Below are 19153 nucleotides of genomic sequence, written 5' to 3' on the forward strand. Positions count from 1 at the left end.
TGTTCCAATCTTTCAAATCCGAAAAACAAAAAACCCCGGTCTTTCGACCAGGGTCTTTGCTATCGACTAGAAGTAGCTTTTCAGCTTTCTTCTTAGCTTCAAGGCGTTCAGTGGGCCTCGAAGCAGATATGGCGCAGCGGACGGGACTCGAACCCGCGACCCCCGGCGTGACAGGCCGGTATTCTAACCGACTGAACTACCGCTGCGTATCGCTATGGACTTGCGTCCAGTTAACTCGTCTGATCCAAACCCTTGGGTCTGGATCTCGAACCAGGCGAACCTGCTTCGGAAAATATGGCGCAGCGGACGGGACTCGAACCCGCGACCCCCGGCGTGACAGGCCGGTATTCTAACCGACTGAACTACCGCTGCGCGTCGGTGGAGGCTTTTGACAGCTTCCGTCTTGCTTTCGCAAAACTCTCGTAAAACATGGTGGGTGATGACGGGATCGAACCGCCGACATTCTGCTTGTAAGGCAGACGCTCTCCCAGCTGAGCTAATCACCCTTTGCTTCGTTGAGGCCGCGAAATTTACGCAGGTACCGAAGCTAAGTCAATAGCAGGGTTGAAGTTTTTTCAAAACAGTTTCAAACGGCACCCGCAACCGCACTCACGTATAAATCATTTTCTTGGTCATGCCGCCGTCCACGACGAACTCCTGCCCCGTGACAAAACCGGCATTGCGCGACAACAGCCACGCCACCATCGCCGCCACGTCCTCTACCGTGCCCACCCTGCCCGCTGGATGCTGGGCGTGATCGGCATCGGTCAGCGGTTGTGCGCGACGCTGGGAGGGATCACGCGCGTCGATCCAGCCAGGGCTGACGGCGTTGACCCGGATCTCCGGCCCAAGGCTGATGGCCAGGGCATGGGTCAGGGCCAGCAAGCCGCCCTTGCTCGCCGCATAGGCTTCGGTATCGGGTTCCGATTGCGCGGCGCGGGTCGAGGCCAGGTTGACGATGGCACCGTTGTGGGCGCGCAGATACGGCGCGCAGTGCTTGGCCAGCAGCATCGGCCCACCCAGGTTCACCGCCAGCACCCGATTCCAATAGGCCAGGTCCAGGCTTTCCAGGGTGATGTTGTGCGGGTCGGCGATGGCCGCGTTGCACACCAGCGCGTCGAGCCGCCCGAACTGCCCGAGCACCTCGGCGATAGCGGTGGCGACCTGCCCCTCGTCCGCCACGTCCATGGCGATGAACCAGGCGTTGTCACCCAGGGTCTTCGCCACCTTGGAACCGCGCTCGCGGTCCAGGTCGGTCAGCACCACCTGCCAGCCTTCACAGATCAGCCAGGCGGCGATGCCCAGGCCGATGCCCCGTGCGGCGCCCGTAACCAGTGCAACCCGGCCATGGGTGCCGCTCGACGGCGTAGCCAGCTCGATCACAAGGCCGCCAACCCGCGGGCCAGGTCGGCTTGCAGATCAGCCACGTCTTCCAGGCCGACCGCAACGCGGATCAGGCTGTCACGAATACCCGCCGCTTCACGTTCCTGGGGCGACAGGCGACCGTGGGATGTGGTGCTCGGGTGGGTGATGGTGGTCTTGGTGTCCCCCAGGTTGGCGGTGATGGAAATCAACCGGGTCGCGTCGATGAAGCGCCAGGCGCCCTCCTTGCCCCCCTTGACCTCAAAGCTCACCACCGCACCGAAACCGCGCTGCTGACGGGAGGCCAAGTCATGTTGCGGATGGCTCTTGAGGCCGGCGTAATGCACTTTCTCGATGCCGTCCTGCTGCTCCAGCCACTCGGCCAGGGCCTGGGCATTGGCGCAATGGGCCTTCATGCGCAGGCCGAGGGTTTCCAGGCCCTTGAGGAAGATCCAGGCGTTGAACGGGCTGAGGGTGGGACCTGCGGTGCGCAAAAAGCCCACCACTTCCTTCATCTGCTCGCTACGACCGGCCACTACGCCGCCCATGCAACGGCCCTGGCCGTCGATGAACTTGGTCGCCGAATGCACCACCACGTCCGCGCCCAACTTCAGCGGTTGTTGCAGCGCCGGGGTGCAGAAGCAGTTATCGACCACCAGCATGGCGCCCTTGGCGTGGGCGATTTCCGCCAGCGCGGCGATGTCCACCAGCTCGGCCAAGGGGTTGGACGGCGATTCGACGAACAACAGCTTGGTATTGGCCTTGATTGCCGCATCCCAAGCGGACAGGTCCGCCAGGGGCACGTAATCGACTTCCACGCCAAAGCGCTTGAAGTACTTTTCGAACAGGCTGATGGTCGAGCCGAAGACGCTGCGCGACACCAGCACGTGGTCGCCACCGCTGCACAGGCTCATCACCACGGCCATGATCGCGGCCATCCCGGTGGCAGTGGCCACGGCTTGCTCGGCGCCTTCCAGGGCGGCGATGCGCTCCTCGAAAGCCCGCACGGTCGGGTTGGTGTAGCGCGAGTAAACGTTGCCCGGCACTTCGCCGGCAAACCGTGCGGCGGCATCGGCAGCGGTGCGGAACACGTAGCTGGAGGTGAAGAACATCGGATCGCCATGTTCGGCCTCCGGTGTGCGGTGCTGACCCGCGCGAACCGCCAGGGTATCGAACGCTACGCCTTCAAGGTCGCTGTCCAGCCGACCGGCATCCCAATCCTGACTCATGCTGTCACTCCTGAAATCGGTTTAAACGCAAACCGGCCCCTCAGGGCCGGTTGGTTAATCAGTTGTTGTACAGATCGATGATCGCGCTGACCGCCTGAGTCTTGGCCTTGGACGCATCGTTACGTGCGTTCTCGATCTTGTTCAGGTAGGCCTCGTCGATGTCGCCGGTGACGTACTTGCCGTCGAATACCGCGCAATCGAAGTGTTCGATCTTGATCTTGCCGCCACCGACCGCTTCGATCAAGTCCGGCAGGTCCTGGTAGATCAACCAGTCGGCGCCGATCAGGTCGGCCACGTCCTGGGTGGTACGGTTATGAGCGATCAGCTCATGGGCACTCGGCATATCGATGCCGTAGACGTTAGGGTAGCGTACGGCCGGAGCCGCAGAGCAGAAATACACGTTCTTGGCGCCGGCTTCACGGGCCATCTGGATGATCTGCTTGCACGTGGTGCCGCGCACGATGGAGTCGTCCACCAGCATCACGTTCTTGCCGCGGAATTCCAGTTCGATGGCGTTGAGCTTCTGGCGTACGGATTTTTTCCGGGCAGCCTGGCCCGGCATGATGAAGGTCCGGCCGATGTAGCGGTTCTTCACGAAGCCTTCGCGGAACTTGACGCCCAGGTGGTTCGCCAGTTCCAGGGCCGCGGTGCGGCTGGTGTCCGGGATCGGGATGACCACGTCGATGTCATGGTCCGGACGTTCGCGCAGGATCTTGTCGGCCAGTTTTTCGCCCATGCGCAGGCGGGCCTTGTAGACCGAGACGCCGTCGATGATCGAGTCCGGACGCGCCAGGTAGACGTGTTCGAAGATGCACGGGGTCAAGGACGGGTTGGTCGCGCACTGACGGGTGTGCAGCTTGCCGTCTTCAGTGATGTAGACCGCTTCGCCCGGGGCCAGGTCGCGAATCAGGGTGAAGCCCAGCACGTCCAGGGACACGCTTTCGGAGGCGATCATGTACTCGACGCCTTCGTCGGTGTGACGCTGGCCGAACACGATCGGACGGATACCGTGGGGATCGCGAAAACCGACAATGCCGTAGCCGGTGATCATCGCCACCACCGCGTAGCCACCCACGCAACGGTTGTGCACGTCGGTCACGGCGGCAAACACGTCTTCTTCGGTCGGTTGCAGCTTGCCGCGCTGGGCCAGCTCATGGGCGAAGACGTTGAGCATCACTTCCGAGTCGGAATTGGTGTTGACGTGGCGCAAGTCAGATTCGTAGATCTCCTTGGCCAGTTGCTCGACGTTGGTCAGGTTGCCGTTGTGGGCCAAGGTGATGCCGTACGGCGAGTTGACGTAGAACGGCTGGGCTTCAGCCGACGTCGAGCTGCCCGCGGTCGGGTAGCGCACGTGGCCGATACCCATGTGACCGACCAGGCGCTGCATGTGGCGCTGGTGGAACACATCACGCACCAGGCCGTTGTCCTTGCGCAGGAATAACCGGCCGTCATGGCTGGTCACGATACCGGCAGCGTCCTGGCCGCGGTGCTGGAGCACGGTTAGCGCGTCATACAGCGCCTGATTGACGTTCGACTTACCGACGATACCGACGATGCCACACATGCGACGCAACCCCTACTTAATGGATCTGAACTGAACAACACTTACTGCGGCGTTTTGGCCATCGGCAAGAGCTGTTCCTTGAACGGTATTTCAGCGGGTACGCTGATACCGCTGGCAAGCCACTGACTGCTCCAACCCAGGATCAGGTTTTTGGACCAGTCTGCGACCAATAGAAATTGTGGCACGAGCCGGGACTCCTGCCACCACGTATCCTGCTGTACCGGCCCCAGGCTCAAGAGCCCGACGGCCACGACCACCAGCAATGCGCCACGCGCCGCGCCAAAGGCCATGCCCAGGAACCGGTCCGTCCCGGAAAGCCCGGTGACGCGAATCAGTTCGCCGATCAGATAATTAATCATTGCGCCAACCAGCAAGGTGGCGATAAACAAGATGGCACAGCCCGCGATCACGCGAGCCGACGGCGTTTCGATGTATCCGGCGAGGTACTGGGACAGCGAACCACCAAACATCCAGGCTACGACTCCCGCGATGATCCAGGTCAGCAGTGAGAGGGCTTCCTTGACGAAGCCGCGGCTCAGACTGATCAATGCGGAGATGGCGACGATCGCAACGATCGCCCAGTCAACCCAGGTAAATGGCACGGTGCAGCCTACAGACGGATAAGGCGGCGCATTTTAGCAGAGCGCAGGGCTGTCGGTAAGCTGCACGATTCAAATCAGCTAAATCGCCGTTAGCCGCGCTCTGGCTGGAAGCGCACCACAAAACCCTTGAGGTTCTGCTGGCGGCCGAGCAGGTCACGCAGGCGGTCGGCTTCGGCACGCTCGATCAGCGGGCCGACAAACACCCGATTCTTGCCATCGGCGGAGCGGATGTAAGCGTTGTAGCCCTGGCTGCGCAGGGTTTTCTGCAGGTTCTCGGCACTTTCTCGACTGCTCAGGCTGGCCAATTGCACCGACCAACTGACCGACAGGCCATTGGCATCCACGCGGCTTTGCGTGGTGTCCGGCTTGGTCGTGGCGGCGGTAATCGGCTGGCTTGGGGCCGGCTTGACCGCTGGAGCCGCCGGAACGGGAGCTGGAGCCGGAGCAGTTGCCGGCTTGCTCGGCGCGGCGGGCGCAGGCGTTGCGGGGGCAGGCGCAATCGGCATCGACGGCGCCGATTGCTCGGCCAACTCCTCGTCGCTCGGAATAGGCTCCTGGGGCAGCGCCTGTGGTTCGGGCACGATCACTGGCTCGACCTGCACAGGCGGCACGGACGGCGCCTGGGGCGCCGCTGGTGCATCGACCGTGACCTGGCGCTGCTCGTCCTGACGGGAAAACAGCATCGGCAGGAAAATCACCGCCAGGGCTACTAACACGAGTGCCCCGACCATGCGCTGCTTGTACGCTTTATCCAGCAATGCCATCTGCAGCTTCCTCCGTGGAGCGCCGGGCCAACCATTGAAGGGCCTCGGCAACACAAAAAAATGATCCGAACAGCAGGATTTCATCATCGGCCGTCGCCAGGGCGCACTGCCCTTCCAGCGCGGCAGCCACGCTCGCGTAGGCTTGCACTGAAGCACCACGGCGCTGCAAGGCTTCCTGCAGCTGAGCCGCTGTACGCGAACGTGGCGAATCCAGTGGCGTCACCGCCCAATGTTGGACACTAGCACCCAACGCCTCGACAACGCCATCCAGATCCTTGTCGGACAGCAGCCCGAACACGGCAAGACGCCGCCCCACCACGGGGCGCCGTGCCAGGCGCTCGGCCAGGTACTGCGCCGCGTGGGGGTTATGGCCGACATCCAGCAACAGGTTCAGACGCTTGCCTTGCCAATCGAACTGGCGACGATCGAGGCGCCCGACCACACGGGTCGCCTGCAGCGCCTGGACGATTTGCCCGGCATCCCATGGCAAGTCCAGCAACAGGTAGGCCTGGAGCGCCAGCGCGGCGTTTTCCATCGGCAGGTCCAGCAAGGGCAGATCGTGCAATTCCACCGGATTGCCCCGCAAGTCACTGCCGCGCCATTGCCAATGCTGCTCGGTCATCGCCAGGTCGAAATCCCGCCCACGCAGAAAGAACGGGCAGTTCAATTCGCGAACCTTGTCGAGCAACGGCTGAGGAGGATTGAGATCGCCGCAAAGCGCAGGCGCGCCCTGGCGAAAGATGCCGGCCTTCTCGAAGGCCACGGATTCGCGGGTATCGCCCAGGTAGTCGGCATGGTCCACGCCAATGCTGGTGACCAGGGCAATGTCTGCGTCCACCAGGTTGACTGTATCCAGGCGTCCGCCCAGGCCGACTTCCAGCACGACCGCATCGAGACCAGCACGGGCAAACAACCAGAACGCCGCCAGGGTGCCCATCTCGAAATAAGTGAGGGTTGTATCGCCTCGCCCGGCTTCCACCGCGGCAAAGGCTTCGCACAGCTGCGCGTCAGTGGCTTCGACGCCATTGACTTGCACCCGCTCGTTGTAGCGCAGCAGGTGCGGCGAGCTGTAGACACCAACGTTCAGCCCCTGGGCCTGCAACAGCGAGGCCACGAAGGCGCAGGTCGACCCCTTGCCGTTGGTGCCGGTGACGGTGATGACCCGGGGCGCCGGCTTGGCCAGCCCCATGCGGGACGCTACCGCTTGCGAGCGCTCCAGCCCCATGTCGATGGCCGATGGATGCAACTGCTCGAGGTAGGCAAGCCAATCGCCCAGGGTACGTTGGATCATAGGCCAGCAGGCACCGGCGGAACCACGATCGGCTCGATCGGTGCAGCGACGAACTTCGGCGTCGGCAAGCCCATCAATTGAGCCAGCAGGTTGCCCAGGCGCGGACGCAGCTCCTGGCGATGGATGATCATGTCGATGGCGCCGTGCTCCAGCAGGAACTCACTGCGCTGGAAGCCTTCCGGCAGTTTTTCGCGCACGGTCTGCTCGATCACGCGCGGACCGGCGAAGCCGATCAGGGCTTTCGGCTCACCGACGATCACGTCGCCGAGCATCGCCAGGCTGGCGGAAACGCCACCGTAGACCGGGTCGGTCAGCACCGAGATGAACGGAATGCCTTCTTCACGCAGACGCGCCAGCACCGCGGAGGTCTTGGCCATTTGCATCAGCGAGATCAGCGCTTCCTGCATCCGCGCACCGCCGGAAGCGGCGAAGCAGATCATCGGGCAACGGTTTTCCAAAGCATAGTTGGCGGCACGAACGAAGCGCTCACCGACGATGGCGCCCATGGAACCGCCCATGAAGGAAAATTCGAAGGCCGAGACCACCACCGGCATGCCCAGCAGGGTGCCGCTCATGGATATCAGCGCGTCTTTTTCGCCGGTCTGTTTCTGGGCAGCGGTCAGGCGGTCCTTGTATTTCTTGCCATCGCGGAATTTCAGGCGATCCACTGGCTCCAGGTCGGCACCCAGCTCAACACGGCCTTCGGCATCGAGGAAAATATCGATACGGGCGCGCGCACTGATGCGCATGTGGTGGTTGCACTTGGGGCAAACGTCCAGGGTCTTTTCCAGCTCGGGACGGTACAGCACCGCTTCGCAGGATGGACATTTGTGCCACAGACCTTCAGGCACCGAGCTTTTCTTCACCTCGGAACGCATGATCGAAGGGATCAGTTTGTCTACCAACCAGTTGCTCATGCTTTCTTTCTCCAGTACCGGCGGCCCGAACGCTTTGGTTCGCGGCCCCGCGTATGCCCTTGAGCTAAATTCATTGTGCGGCGAGTCGAGGGGTCGCCACGGTCAGTGCAAAACATGACCTGCGTGCAACCCAGCCTTCCTCAGCCATCCCGGCAACCGCACGGCGGTTACCACTTCGCTATCGGCCCACCCGGAGGCGGCGCCTGCCTGCTTTGTACAGTGCTGGTATGGACGGCGGCAGTCTGCCAGCCGTCACATTGACGACTGGCTGCTGCGCACAGCGGCCATGAATGCACGAATCTTTGCCGGGTCCTTGATGCCCTTGTCCTGCTCCACTCCGCCGCTCACGTCCACCGCGTAAGGGCGAACCTGGCGAATGGCCTGAGCCACGTTATCCACCGTCAGGCCACCGGCCAGGATAATCGGTTTGTCCAAGCCTTGGGGCACCAGCGACCAATCGAACGCTTCGCCGGTCCCTCCGGGAACGCCTTCCACATAGGTGTCCAGCAAAATGCCGCTGGCACTGGCAAACGCCTGGCAAGCGGCGGCGATGTCGTCACCGGCCTTGACCCGCAACGCCTTGATGTACGGACGATGCCAGCCCTCGCAATCGGCCGGGGCTTCATCGCCGTGAAACTGCAACAAACCCAGCGGCACCGCATCGAGTATCTCGCCCAACTCGCAACGACTGGCATTGACGAACAGGCCCACCGGAGTCACGAACGGCGGCAAAGCCTGGATGATCGCCCTCGCCTGCTGCACCGTCACCGCGCGCGGGCTCTTGGCGTAAAACACCAGCCCGATGGCATCAGCCCCGGCCTCGACCGCTACCAATGCGTCCTCGACGCGGGTGATCCCGCAAATCTTGCTGCGAACGACCGGCATGGTGGGTAAAACCTCAGGCAAATCCGTGAAAGTCCCGGATGGTAGCAAATGCTGCGCAGGGCGTCAGCCGTCGAGTTCCGAGAAGCCCGTGAGGAAATGTGGCCCGATATAACGCTCCGGCAGCTCGAATTCATCGCGATATTCGACCTGTACCAGGTACAAGCCAAACGGGTGCGCCGTGACGCCACCGGAGCGACGAACACGACTGTCGAGCACTTCCTTGATCCACTCCACCGGCCGTTCGCCCGCACCAATGGTCATCAGCACGCCGGCAATGTTGCGCACCATGTGATGCAGGAACGCGCTGGCGCGGATGTCGAGCACGATCATCTTGCCATGACGGCTCACGCGCAGGTGATGCAACTCCTTGATCGGCGACTTGGCCTGGCACTGGCCGGCACGGAAGGCGCTGAAATCATGGACGCCGACCAGGTATTGTGCGGCCTCGGCCATGCGCTCGACGTCCAGCGGACGGTGATTCCAGGTGATTTCTTCGTTCAGGTGCGCCGGGCGGATCTGATCGTTGTAGATCACGTAGCGATACCGCCGGGCGATGGCCTTGAAGCGCGCATGGAAATGCGCCGGCATCACCTTGGCCCAACTGACGCTGACATCGTGGGGCAAGTTGATGTTGGCGCCCATCACCCAGGCCTTCATCGAACGCTCGACCTGAGTGTCAAAATGCACCACCTGGCCGCAGGCATGCACGCCGGCATCGGTACGCCCGGCGCAATGCAGCGCCACGGGCGAGTCGGCGACTTTGGACAGGGCGTTTTCAAGGGTTTCCTGCACCGTCAATACACCGGAAGCCTGGCGCTGCCAGCCACGATAGCGCGAACCTTTGTATTCAACGCCCAAGGCGATCCGGAAAAAGCCATCGGCCGCCATTTCGGCGGCCGGGTTGTCTATGTTTGCCAAGGAATTACAGCCTGCTGAGGTACGCAAAGGCGGGCATTATAAGGCTGATGGCTTGGGATGCCAGTCCGACGGGTGATCCTGTATTGAATGGACTGACGCTATCGCGAGTAAACTCACTCCCACAGGGGTTCACCAGCGCTCACGAGTTCCGCGCTCACCGCCCCCCCTGTGGGAGCCGAGCTTGCTCGCGATAGCGGTGGGTCAGCTTGCATTGATGTTGAATGGACCTCGGTCATCGCGAGCAAGCTTGGCTCCCACAGCAATTCTCCAGTGTTCATGCGTTCCGCGCTCACCGCCTCCCCCCTGTGGGAGCCGAGCTTGCTCGCGATAGCGGTGGGTCAGCGTGCATTGATGTTGAATGGGCCTCGGTCATCGCGAGCAAGCTTGGCTCCCACCGCAATTCTCCAGTGTTCATGCGTTCCGCGCTCACCGGCCCCCCCTGTGGGAGCCGAGCTTGCTCGCGATAGCGGTGGGTCAGCGTGCATTGATGCTGAATGGACCTCGGTCATCGCGAGCAAGCTTGGCTCCCACCGCAATTCTCCAGTGTTCATGAGTTCCGCGCTCACCGCCCCCCCTGTGGGAGCCGAGCTTGCTCGCGATAGCGGTGAGTCAGCGTGCATTGATGTTGAATGGACCTCGGTCATCGCGAGCAAGCTTGGCTCCCACCGCAATTCTCCAGTGCTCATGAGTTCCGCGCTCACCGCCTCCCCCCTGTGGGAGCCAAGCTTGCTCGCGATAGCGGTGAGTCAGCGTGCATTGATGTTGAATGGACCTCGGTCATCGCGAGCAAGCTTTGATCCCACAGCAATTCTCCAGTGCTCATGAGTTCCGCGCTCACCGCCCCCCCCCTGTGGGAGCCGAGCTTGCTCGCGATAGCGGTGGGTCAGCTTGCATTGATGTTGAATGGACCTAGTTCATCGCGAGCAAGCTTGGCTCCCACCGCAATTCTCCAGTGTTCATGAGTTCCGCGCTCACCGCCCCCCCTGTGGGAGCCGAGCTTGCTCGCGATAGCGGTGGGTCAGCGTGCATTGATGTTGAATGGACCTCGGTCATCGCGAGCAAGCTTTGATCCCACAGCAATTCTCCAGTGCTCATGAGTTCCGCACTCACCGCCCCCCTGTGGGAGCCGAACTTGCTCGCGATAGCGATGGGTCAGCTTGCATTGATGTTGAATGGGCCTCGGTCATCGCGAGCAAGCTTGGCTCCCACAGCAATTCTCCAGTGTTCATGAGTTCCGCGCTCACCGCCCCCCTGTGGGAGCCGAGCTTGCTCGCGATAGCGGTGGGTCAGCGTGCATTGATGTTGAATGGGCCTCGGTCATCGCGAGCAAGCTTGGCTCCCACAGCAATTCTCCAGTGGTCATGAGTTCCGCGCTCACCCCCCAGTGGGAGCCGAGCTTGCTCGCGATAGCGGTGGGTCAGCGTGCATTGATGTTGAATGGGCCTCGGTCATCGCGAGCAAGCTTTGATCCCACAGCAATTCTCCAGTGCTCATGAGTTCCGCACTCACCGCCCCCCCTGTGGGAGCCGAGCTTGCTCGCGATAGCGGTGGGTCAGCGTGCATTGATGTTGAATGGACCTCGGTCATCGCGAGCAAGCTTGGCTCCCACAGCAAAACCCGTGTGGGAGCGAGCCTGCTCGCGATGAGGCCAGCCCAAACACCCGCAAATCCCGCCGCAAACAAAAACTGCAGCCTCACTGGCTGCCGTTTTTGTATAAACACTGACTCAAGCCAAACGCGACAACATCTCCTGCGCTTCGCTCTTCTGGGTGGCGTCGCCTTCGCTGAGGACTTCGCCGAGGATGTCGCGGGCGCCGTCGTTGTCGCCCATGTCGATGTAGGCCTGGGCCAGGTCGAGCTTGGTCGCCACTTCGTCGGTACCGCTAAGGAAGTCGAAGTCCGGCTCGTCTTCTGCACCGGCCAAGGCATCTTCGGCGGTGAAGGTCGGCTGGCCAAGGCTGTCGGACAGACGATCCAACTCGGCGTTTACATCGTCAAGCTCGGACTCGAAGACATCCTTGGGCGCATCGTGCGCGTCCATTTCATCAGACAGGGACAGATCGAAGTCCGCCGGCAGTTCGAGATCGTCAGCCGGGGTATCAGCCAAAGCCGGCGTTTCAGTCGCAGGCAAGTCCAGGCCCTTGAGGTCGTCGTCCAGGTCCAGCAGGAAGTCTTCATCGTCGAGCGCAGGGACCGGGGTCGGGGCATCGGCACCCAGGTCCAAATCGAACTCCGACAGGTCGTCCAGGCTTTCGCTGGCTTCAGTCTGCTGCTTGAGCACCGACTCGAAACTCAGGTCGTCGTCTTCCGGGAACGCGTCCAGCTCGGCGACAGGCTCTGGCGTCGGCGCAACCGGGGCGGCTTCCAGGTCATCCAGGCTCAGGTCGAAGGCGCTGTCGAGTTCCTCGTCTGTCGGCGCCTTGTCTTCCAGCAGGTCCTTGACGTACTGCGCGTCCAGTTCAGCAGCCACCGCTGCCGCGGCCAGGCCCGCGGTAGTCGCGACCACCATGGCCGGGAAACGGCTTTTCAGTTGTTCGACCTGGGCGAAATTCTCGCCATTGGCCACCAATTGGCGTTCCTGGGCGACAAAGGCGTCGCGGTCGCCCTGCTGACCGTAGACTTCCATCAGCTTCAGGCGTAGATCGCTGCGCTGAGGCTCGGCCTTGATGCCTTGTTCAAGCAGGTCGGCAGCCTGGTTCAAGCGGCCGCGGTCGATATGGGACTGGGCCTGGGGCAGCACGTCGTCGGAGCGATCGGCAGCCGGAGCCACCAAGGGCGCCGCGATAGGCGGCGTGACCACCACAGGCGCAACCACCGGGGCCGGCTTGGGTACCGGCGCAGGAGCAGGCGCGGGTTTTGGCTCGAGCTTTACGCTAGGCGGTGGAACATCAATGCCCTCGAAGCTGCTCGGGGGCAGATCGAGCTCCGGGGAGAAGTCAGCCTCCTCCTCGAGGGCTCGGGCCATGCGCAAGTGCTTTTCCGCTTCCTGCTGGGCCTTGCGGCGACGGGCGAGCAACAACAAAAGCAACAGCAGGAGCAGCGCCCCACCGCCAATCAATCCCAGCAGGATCGGGTTGGTCAGCAGGTCGTTGTATTTTTGCTCGTTGGACGCGGCAGGCGTCGGCTCGACCGCAGCGGCAGGCGGCGTCGCTTCCGGGGCTGCCTCTGGCGCAGGCGCAGGCGCAGGGGCCAGTTCTGCGGACATTGCAGGAGGTGCCTCGCCAGCAGGAGGAACGGCGACACCTTCGGCCTGCATCTTGGCCAGTTGATTGTTCTTCAGCTCGATCAGGCGTTGCAGTTTGTCCAGTTGACTCTGCAGGTCCGCCATACGGCTTTTCAGTTCTTCGTTATCCCGGCGAGCCGAGTCGAGGCTTTCCTGGGTGACTGCAAGCTTGTTGGAGAGCGCTTGGGCATCGCCGGCAGCGCCCTTGCCCTTGCCGCCCGCCTTCGCCGAATCAGCCGACACCAGGCTCAGGTTGTCGCGACCGGCAGCCTGTGCCGGCGCACCTTCACCGCGGCCGCGCTTGGTGGCATCCAACTGCTGTTTGCCAGCACCCGCCACGCCACGCCGCCCCGCACGCCAGGCGGCGTTCTGCGCAGCCACTTCGGCGATGGCCTGGGGTTGCGGCAATGCCGTGCTTTGCACCGGGTCCGGCAGGCGCAACACCTGGCCGGTCTTGAGCAGGTTGATGTTGCCGTTGATGAACGCGTTAGGGTTCAACGCCTGGATCGCCAGCATGGTTTGCTGGACCGAGCCGCCGTTACGCACCTTGGCGGCGATTTCCCACAGGGTATCGCGCGGCGTGGTGGTGTATTGCGAAGGCTTGGTGGCGCCGGTGACCGGCGTGGACACGACCTGGGGCGGTTTCGCCCGGGTGGCGTCAGCGGCCTGTGGCGAGAATTTGGAGGGATCGAGCAATACGCTGTAGTCGCGCAGCAGGCGGCCATTGGGCCACATCACCTGCACAAGGAACTTGACCATGGGTTCAGACAGCGGCCGACTGGACGTTACCCGCAGGACGCTCTTGCCATTGGCGTTGATCACCGGAGTGAAGCTCAGGTCATTGAGAAAGGGCTGGCGGTCGACCCCTGCCTTGGCAAACTCTTCGGGCGAGGCCAGGCTCGGCACGACTTCGGCGGCGGTCAGTTGCTGGACATCGAGCAGCTCGATCTCGGCGACCAAGGGCTGGTTCGGCGGCGACTTCAGGGTCAATTCCCCGAGCCCGAGCGCTTGCGCCATACCGGAGGACAGCGCCGAGGCGGCCGCTATTGCTAACACCAGTTTGCGAACTTGAACCATAGCCTCTTCCTTTGTTTGAACATTCCTCGGCCAGCGAGAAGGTATTGATGCCGCTGCCGTAAGGCATTGCGCGCAGCCCCGAAGCGACGGTGCGCGCGATCATTTCACTCATGCCCCGGGAATGTCCCCCAGAGGGATGTTCGCCTTCAGCACTCCGACCAAGCATAGCGCCCAGCTAGAATCATTCGACAAATTGATGCCAAGTATCTTTTACAGCAAGTCTTTTATCAACAACTCAGCCACCTGCACGGCATTGAGCGCCGCGCCCTTGCGCACGTTATCTGACGTCAGCCACATATTTAGTTCCGCCGGATCGTCGATTCCACCGCGCACACGACCAACGTAGACCACATCCTGGCCCACCGCATCGCCCACCGCCGTCGGATAATCGCCCGCATCCACCAGCTCGATACCCGGGGCCGCTTCCAGCGCCGCGTTGACCTTGGCCAGGTCGATGGGACTGGCAGACTGCACAGTCACGCTAAAGCTATCGCCAAAAAACACCGGGGCTTGAATGCAAGTGACGGAAATCTTTAACAAAGGTTGATTCAGCACCTGGCGCAACTCGCGGACCAGGCGCTTTTCCAACTGCGTATGGCCCTGCTCGTCCGGGGTGCCGACCTGGGCCAGCAGGTTGAACGCCATCTGCCGGTCAAAGAATTTCGGCTCCAGCGGACGGGCGTTGAGCAGCTCGGCGGTCTGGCGCGCCAGCTCGCTCACAGCCACGCGGCCCTGGGCCGACACGGCGAGGCTGGCGGTCAGGCTGATGCGCTGCAAGTCCAGGCATTCGCGCAGCGGCGCCAGCACCACCGCCAAGGCCGTGGCCGAAGCGCTGGGGCTGCTGACCTGCAACGGCTTGCTCAAACCGGCGAGCACCTGGGCGTTGGCTTCCGGCACGATCTGCGGCGCCTGTTCGGGCGGCAAGGCGCCGGACAGGTCGATCAGCGCACAGCCGGCCGCCGTGGCCCGCGGGGCGAAACTCAGGGTCACCGCCGGGCCGGCAGCGAAGAACACCAGTTGGACTTTGCTGAAATCGAACTCGTCGACTTCCCGCACCCGCACGTTTTTGCCGCGGAACATCACCGAGCTGCCTGCCGATTCGCTGCTGGCCAGCAGGTGCAGGTTACCGACCGGGAAGTCCCGCTCTTCGAGAATCTGGACGAGGGTTTCGCCGACAGTACCGGTGGCGCCGATCACGGCAATATCAAAGGACTGGCTCATGGGTCTACCTCAGGTAAAACGTGGGGAGCGGCACTTTACCGGGTGGTTGGCGGGCAAGCAATTGCACACAAGAGAACCTGTGGCGAGGGAGCTTGCTCCCGCTCGGTTGCGCAGCAACCGCTAGAGTTTTGGGGCTGCTTCGCAGCCCAGCGGGAGCAAGCTCCCTCGCCACAGAGAGCTCACCAAACCGACATAAAAAAACCCGCACCTCTCACAAGGCACGGGTTCTTTCACAGCAGCAATCGATCAACGCTCGAGCAGGATCCGCAACATGCGACGCAGCGGTTCGGCCGCACCCCACAGCAGTTGGTCGCCGACGGTGAAGGCGCCGACGAATTGCGAACCCATGTTCAGTTTGCGCAAACGACCCACCGGCACATTCAGGGTGCCGGTGACCTTGGTCGGGCTCAGCTCCTGCATGCTGGTTTCGCGATTGTTCGGCACCAGCTTGACCCAAGGGTTGTGCTGGCTGATCAGCCCTTCGATGTCGGCGATCGGCACGTCTTTGTTCAGCTTGATGGTCAGCGCCTGGCTGTGGCAGCGCATGGCGCCGATGCGCACGCAGATGCCATCCACCGGGATCGGGCTCTTGAAGCGACCGAGAATCTTGTTGGTTTCGGCCTGGGCCTTCCACTCTTCGCGGCTCTGGCCGTTAGGCAGTTCCTTGTCGATCCAGGGAATCAGGCTGCCGGCCAGCGGTACGCCGAAGTTCTCGGTCGGGTAGGCGTCGCTGCGCATCGCCTCGGCGACCTTGCGGTCGATGTCGAGGATGGCGCTGGCCGGGTTGGCCAGGTCATCGGCGACGGCGGCGTGGGTGGCGCCCATCTGCTTGATCAGCTCACGCATGTTCTGCGCGCCGGCACCGGACGCCGCCTGGTAGGTCATGGCGCTCATCCACTCCACCAGCCCGGCTTCGAACAGGCCGCCCAGGCCCATCAGCATCAGGCTGACGGTGCAGTTGCCGCCGATGTAGTTCTTGGTGCCCGCGTCCAGCTGCTGGTCGATGACCTTGCGGTTCACCGGGTCAAGGACGATCACCGCATCGTCCTGCATGCGCAGGCTGGAAGCGGCGTCGATCCAGTAACCCTGCCAGCCGGCTTCACGCAGCTTGGGGAAGACTTCGCTGGTGTAGTCGCCGCCCTGGCAGGTCAGGATCACGTCGAGGGTCTTGAGCTCGTCAATGCTGTAGGCATCCTTGAGCACACCGGTGTCCTTGCCCACGGACGGGCCCTGGCCACCCACATTGGAAGTGGTGAAAAACACCGGCTCAATGAGATCGAAATCCTGCTCTTCCAGCATTCGCTGCATGAGCACGGAACCGACCATGCCGCGCCAACCGATCAGACCTACACGTTTCATCGCAACTACACCTATACAAAAGTGGGCCACCGTCGGAGCGGTGGGCCCGAAAGATTACAGATTCCGCAGCGCGGCGACTACTGCATCGCCCATTTGCTGCGTACCGACTTTGGTACAACCTTGCGACCAGATATCCCCTGTGCGCAAGCCTTGGTCCAAGACCACGCTGACGGCTTTTTCGATCGCATCGGCGGCATCGTTCAAGTTGAAGCTGTAACGCAGCATCATCGACACCGAGAGGATGGTCGCCAACGGGTTGGCAATGCCCTGCCCGGCGATGTCCGGCGCCGAACCGTGGCACGGCTCGTACATGCCCTTGTTATTGGCGTCCAGGGAGGCCGACGGCAGCATGCCGATGGAACCGGTGAGCATCGACGCTTCGTCGGACAAGATGTCGCCGAACATGTTGTCGGTGACGATCACGTCGAACTGTTTGGGCGCACGTACCAGTTGCATGGCGGCGTTGTCGACGTACATGTGGCTCAGCTCGATGTCCGGGTAATCCTTGGCCACCTGCTCGACCACTTCACGCCACAGTTGGCTGGAAGCCAGCACGTTGGCCTTGTCCACCGAGCACAGCTTCTTGCCACGCACGCGGGCCATGTCGAAGCCGACCCGGGCGATACGGCGGATTTCGCTTTCGCTGTACGGCAGGGTGTCGTAGGCCTGGCGCTCGCCATTATCCAGCTCACGGGTGCCACGCGGGGCGCCGAAGTAGATACCGCCGGTCAGTTCACGGACGATGAGGATGTCCAGGCCCGAGACGATTTCCGGCTTCAGGCTCGATGCATCGGCCAGTTGCGGGTAGAGAATCGCCGGACGCAGGTTGCCGAACAGGCCCAGTTGCGCGCGGATCTTCAGCAGGCCGCGCTCGGGGCGGATGTCGCGTTCGATCTTGTCCCATTTCGGGCCGCCCACGGCGCCCAGCAGCACGGCATCGGCTGCACGGGCACGGTCCAGGGTTTCATCGGCCAGGGGCACGCCGTGCTTGTCGATGGCCGCGCCGCCGATCACGTCGTGGCTGAGTTCGAAGCCCAGGCTGTACTTGTCGTTCGCCAGCGCCAGGACCTTGACCGCTTCGGCCATGATTTCCGGGCCAATGCCGTCACCTGGGAGAATCAGAATCTGCTTGCTCATGCTTTCCTCGTTTTACTATCGGCGCCCATGGGCTGGCCGGGAAAAATGCTATCGCTCGGCCCACAGCACCAGTACATCCGTACTGAACGAACCATCGGCCTCAATCTCAAAATATTCACGCACTTCGTCACCCATCGCGCGCTGCAACTCGAGGATCGCCCCACGCATCACCTCGGGGGTGCGCATGCGCTCGACCCAGGAGCGGTACTCCAGGCGCAGGCGTTGGCGCGAGGTGCTGCGGGTGTGCAACCCCGCTTCGCTGACCTGGCGCAACCACTCGCCGGCAGAATAATCGCGCACGTGGCTGGTGTCGCGCAGCACTTCGACGCTTTGCAAGTAGGTGTCCAGCAATGGCATGCCAGGCGACAGGACGTCGATGAACGCCGCCACGCCGCCGGGCTTGAGCACCCGACGCACTTCCCGCAATGCCAGGCCCAGGTCGCTCCAATGATGCGCCGAATAGCGGCTGAACACGAAGTCGAACTCCGCGTCGGCGAACGGCAGGCGCTCAGCGGCGCCGCATACCGTGCCGATATTGCCCAGGCCACGCTCGGCAGCCGCCGTGGCGACCACGTCGAGCATTTGCTGGGACAAATCATAAGCCACCACTTCACCGGCCAGCGGCGCCACGTGGAAACTCACATGGCCGGCACCGCACCCCAGGTCCAGCACCCGGGCATCGCCGCGACCGGCCAACGCAGCCTGTAGCAGCGCAAACTCAGCGCCCTGGGCGTGCACCGCACTGCTCAGATAGGCCGAGGCCTGTTCACCGAATTGCTTTTGTACAACCTGACTGTGGGCGGTGCTGGTCATGGGGTGTCCTTGTGGTTTTTGTATTGCCTGGGCGGGGCCCATCGCGAGCAAAGTCGCTCCCACAGAGGCTTTGTGAACGCCGCAAATCCAATGTGGGAGCGAGCTTGCTCGCGATGGCGTCTTTACGCCTTATGCAAAATCAAGCATCGCGAAACAACCAAGGCTGGCTCGCCCGATGCTTGGCCTCGAACGCGGCAATTGCCTCGCCGTCCTGCAAGGTCAGGCCGATATCGTCCAGGCCATTGAGCAGGCAATGCTTGCGGAACGCGTCGATCTCGAAACCCAGTACCTTGCCGTCGGGACGGGTCACGGTCTGGGCGGCCAGGTCGATCTGCAGCTGATAGCCAGGGTTGGCCTCGACCTGCTGGAACAGTTCATCCACATCAGCATCGCTGAGGATGATCGGCAGCAAGCCGTTCTTGAAGCTGTTGTTGAAGAAGATGTCGGCATAGCTCGGCGCGATGATGCTGCGGAAACCGTACTCTTCCAGGGCCCACGGCGCGTGTTCGCGGCTCGAGCCGCAACCGAAGTTCTCACGAGCCAGCAACACGCTGGCGCCTTGGTAACGCTCGGCGTTGAGCACGAAATCCTTGTTCAACGGCCGCTTGGAGTTGTCCTGGTATGGCTGGCCGACATCCAGGTAACGCCATTCGTCGAACAGGTTCGGGCCAAAACCGGTGCGCTTGATGGACTTCAAGAACTGCTTGGGAATGATCTGGTCGGTGTCGACGTTGGCACGATCCAAAGGCGCGACAAGACCGGTGTGCTGGGTAAAAGCTTTCATGCTGCGC

15 protein-coding genes and 3 tRNA genes are annotated in these 19153 nt (G+C 62.4%); all 18 read right to left on the bottom strand.

All coding sequences use genetic code 11. From position 1 onward, the window contains the following. Positions 1–129 precede the first annotated feature (129 nt). The 18 genes from GFU70_RS18940 to leuD all read right to left on the bottom strand — a co-directional run bounded on the left by GFU70_RS18940 (position 130) and on the right by leuD (position 19146). Positions 130–206 (bottom strand) — tRNA-Asp (locus GFU70_RS18940). Between the two features lie 89 nt (positions 207–295). Beyond that, positions 296–372, bottom strand: a tRNA-Asp gene (locus GFU70_RS18945). Between the two features lie 58 nt (positions 373–430). Continuing rightward, a tRNA-Val gene (locus tag GFU70_RS18950) sits at positions 431–506 on the bottom strand. 103 nt (positions 507–609) lie between these two features. Next, positions 610–1383 (bottom strand): SDR family oxidoreductase, encoded by a 774-nt coding sequence (locus GFU70_RS18955; protein WP_058545772.1) that lies wholly within the window; start codon positions 1381–1383, stop codon positions 610–612. Beyond that, positions 1380–2591 carry an O-succinylhomoserine sulfhydrylase gene (locus GFU70_RS18960; protein WP_058545771.1) on the bottom strand — a complete coding sequence of 404 codons (1212 nt, stop codon included), beginning with the start codon at positions 2589–2591 and terminating at the stop codon, positions 1380–1382. The genes GFU70_RS18955 and GFU70_RS18960 overlap by 4 nt, the downstream gene beginning before the upstream one ends. Before the next feature lie 58 nt (positions 2592–2649). After that, entirely contained in the window at positions 2650–4155 is a 1506-nt protein-coding gene (gene purF / locus GFU70_RS18965) for an amidophosphoribosyltransferase (protein WP_003203840.1), read from the bottom strand. 41 nt (positions 4156–4196) lie between these two features. Continuing rightward, positions 4197–4757: a CvpA family protein gene (locus GFU70_RS18970; protein WP_039593931.1), complete on the bottom strand. Its 561-nt coding sequence runs from the start codon at positions 4755–4757 to the stop codon at positions 4197–4199. Between the two features lie 89 nt (positions 4758–4846). Beyond that, positions 4847–5521 (bottom strand): SPOR domain-containing protein, encoded by a 675-nt coding sequence (locus GFU70_RS18975; protein ID WP_058546592.1) that lies wholly within the window; start codon positions 5519–5521, stop codon positions 4847–4849. Continuing rightward, entirely contained in the window at positions 5505–6812 is a 1308-nt protein-coding gene (gene folC, locus GFU70_RS18980; protein WP_058546591.1) for a bifunctional tetrahydrofolate synthase/dihydrofolate synthase, read from the bottom strand. The genes GFU70_RS18975 and folC overlap by 17 nt, the downstream gene beginning before the upstream one ends. Beyond that, a complete protein-coding gene (accD, locus tag GFU70_RS18985; RefSeq protein WP_058546590.1) occupies positions 6809–7729 on the bottom strand; it encodes an acetyl-CoA carboxylase, carboxyltransferase subunit beta in 921 nt (306 codons plus the stop codon). Before accD ends, folC begins: the two co-directional genes overlap by 4 nt. 252 nt (positions 7730–7981) lie before the next feature. Further along, positions 7982–8614, bottom strand: a complete 633-nt coding sequence (locus GFU70_RS18990) for a phosphoribosylanthranilate isomerase (RefSeq protein ID WP_058546589.1) — start codon at positions 8612–8614, stop codon at positions 7982–7984. A 63-nt stretch (positions 8615–8677) separates the two neighbouring features. Beyond that, positions 8678–9502 carry a tRNA pseudouridine(38-40) synthase TruA gene (truA, locus tag GFU70_RS18995; protein WP_058546593.1) on the bottom strand — a complete coding sequence of 275 codons (825 nt, stop codon included), beginning with the start codon at positions 9500–9502 and terminating at the stop codon, positions 8678–8680. Between the two features lie 1756 nt (positions 9503–11258). Further along, the gene (locus GFU70_RS19000; protein ID WP_153388632.1) at positions 11259–13832 is read right to left on the bottom strand and encodes a FimV/HubP family polar landmark protein; all 2574 of its coding nucleotides are present in this window, start codon (positions 13830–13832) and stop codon (positions 11259–11261) included. Between the two features lie 210 nt (positions 13833–14042). Continuing rightward, positions 14043–15053, bottom strand: a complete 1011-nt coding sequence (locus GFU70_RS19005) for an aspartate-semialdehyde dehydrogenase (protein ID WP_053189459.1) — start codon at positions 15051–15053, stop codon at positions 14043–14045. Positions 15054–15299: 246 nt separating this feature from the next. Continuing rightward, the gene (asd, locus tag GFU70_RS19010) at positions 15300–16412 is read right to left on the bottom strand and encodes an aspartate-semialdehyde dehydrogenase (RefSeq protein WP_058546587.1); all 1113 of its coding nucleotides are present in this window, start codon (positions 16410–16412) and stop codon (positions 15300–15302) included. A gap of 54 nt (positions 16413–16466) precedes the next feature. Beyond that, positions 16467–17549 carry a 3-isopropylmalate dehydrogenase gene (leuB, locus tag GFU70_RS19015; protein ID WP_116641686.1) on the bottom strand — a complete coding sequence of 361 codons (1083 nt, stop codon included), beginning with the start codon at positions 17547–17549 and terminating at the stop codon, positions 16467–16469. 48 nt (positions 17550–17597) lie between these two features. Beyond that, positions 17598–18362, bottom strand: coding sequence for a class I SAM-dependent methyltransferase (locus GFU70_RS19020; protein ID WP_058546585.1), 765 nt, complete (start codon positions 18360–18362; stop codon positions 17598–17600). Between the two features lie 139 nt (positions 18363–18501). Then, positions 18502–19146 (bottom strand): 3-isopropylmalate dehydratase small subunit, encoded by a 645-nt coding sequence (gene leuD, locus GFU70_RS19025; protein ID WP_003203864.1) that lies wholly within the window; start codon positions 19144–19146, stop codon positions 18502–18504. Positions 19147–19153 lie beyond the last annotated feature (7 nt).

The organism is Pseudomonas brassicacearum, assembly GCF_009601685.2.
Classification (GTDB): domain Bacteria; phylum Pseudomonadota; class Gammaproteobacteria; order Pseudomonadales; family Pseudomonadaceae; genus Aquipseudomonas; species Aquipseudomonas kilonensis_B.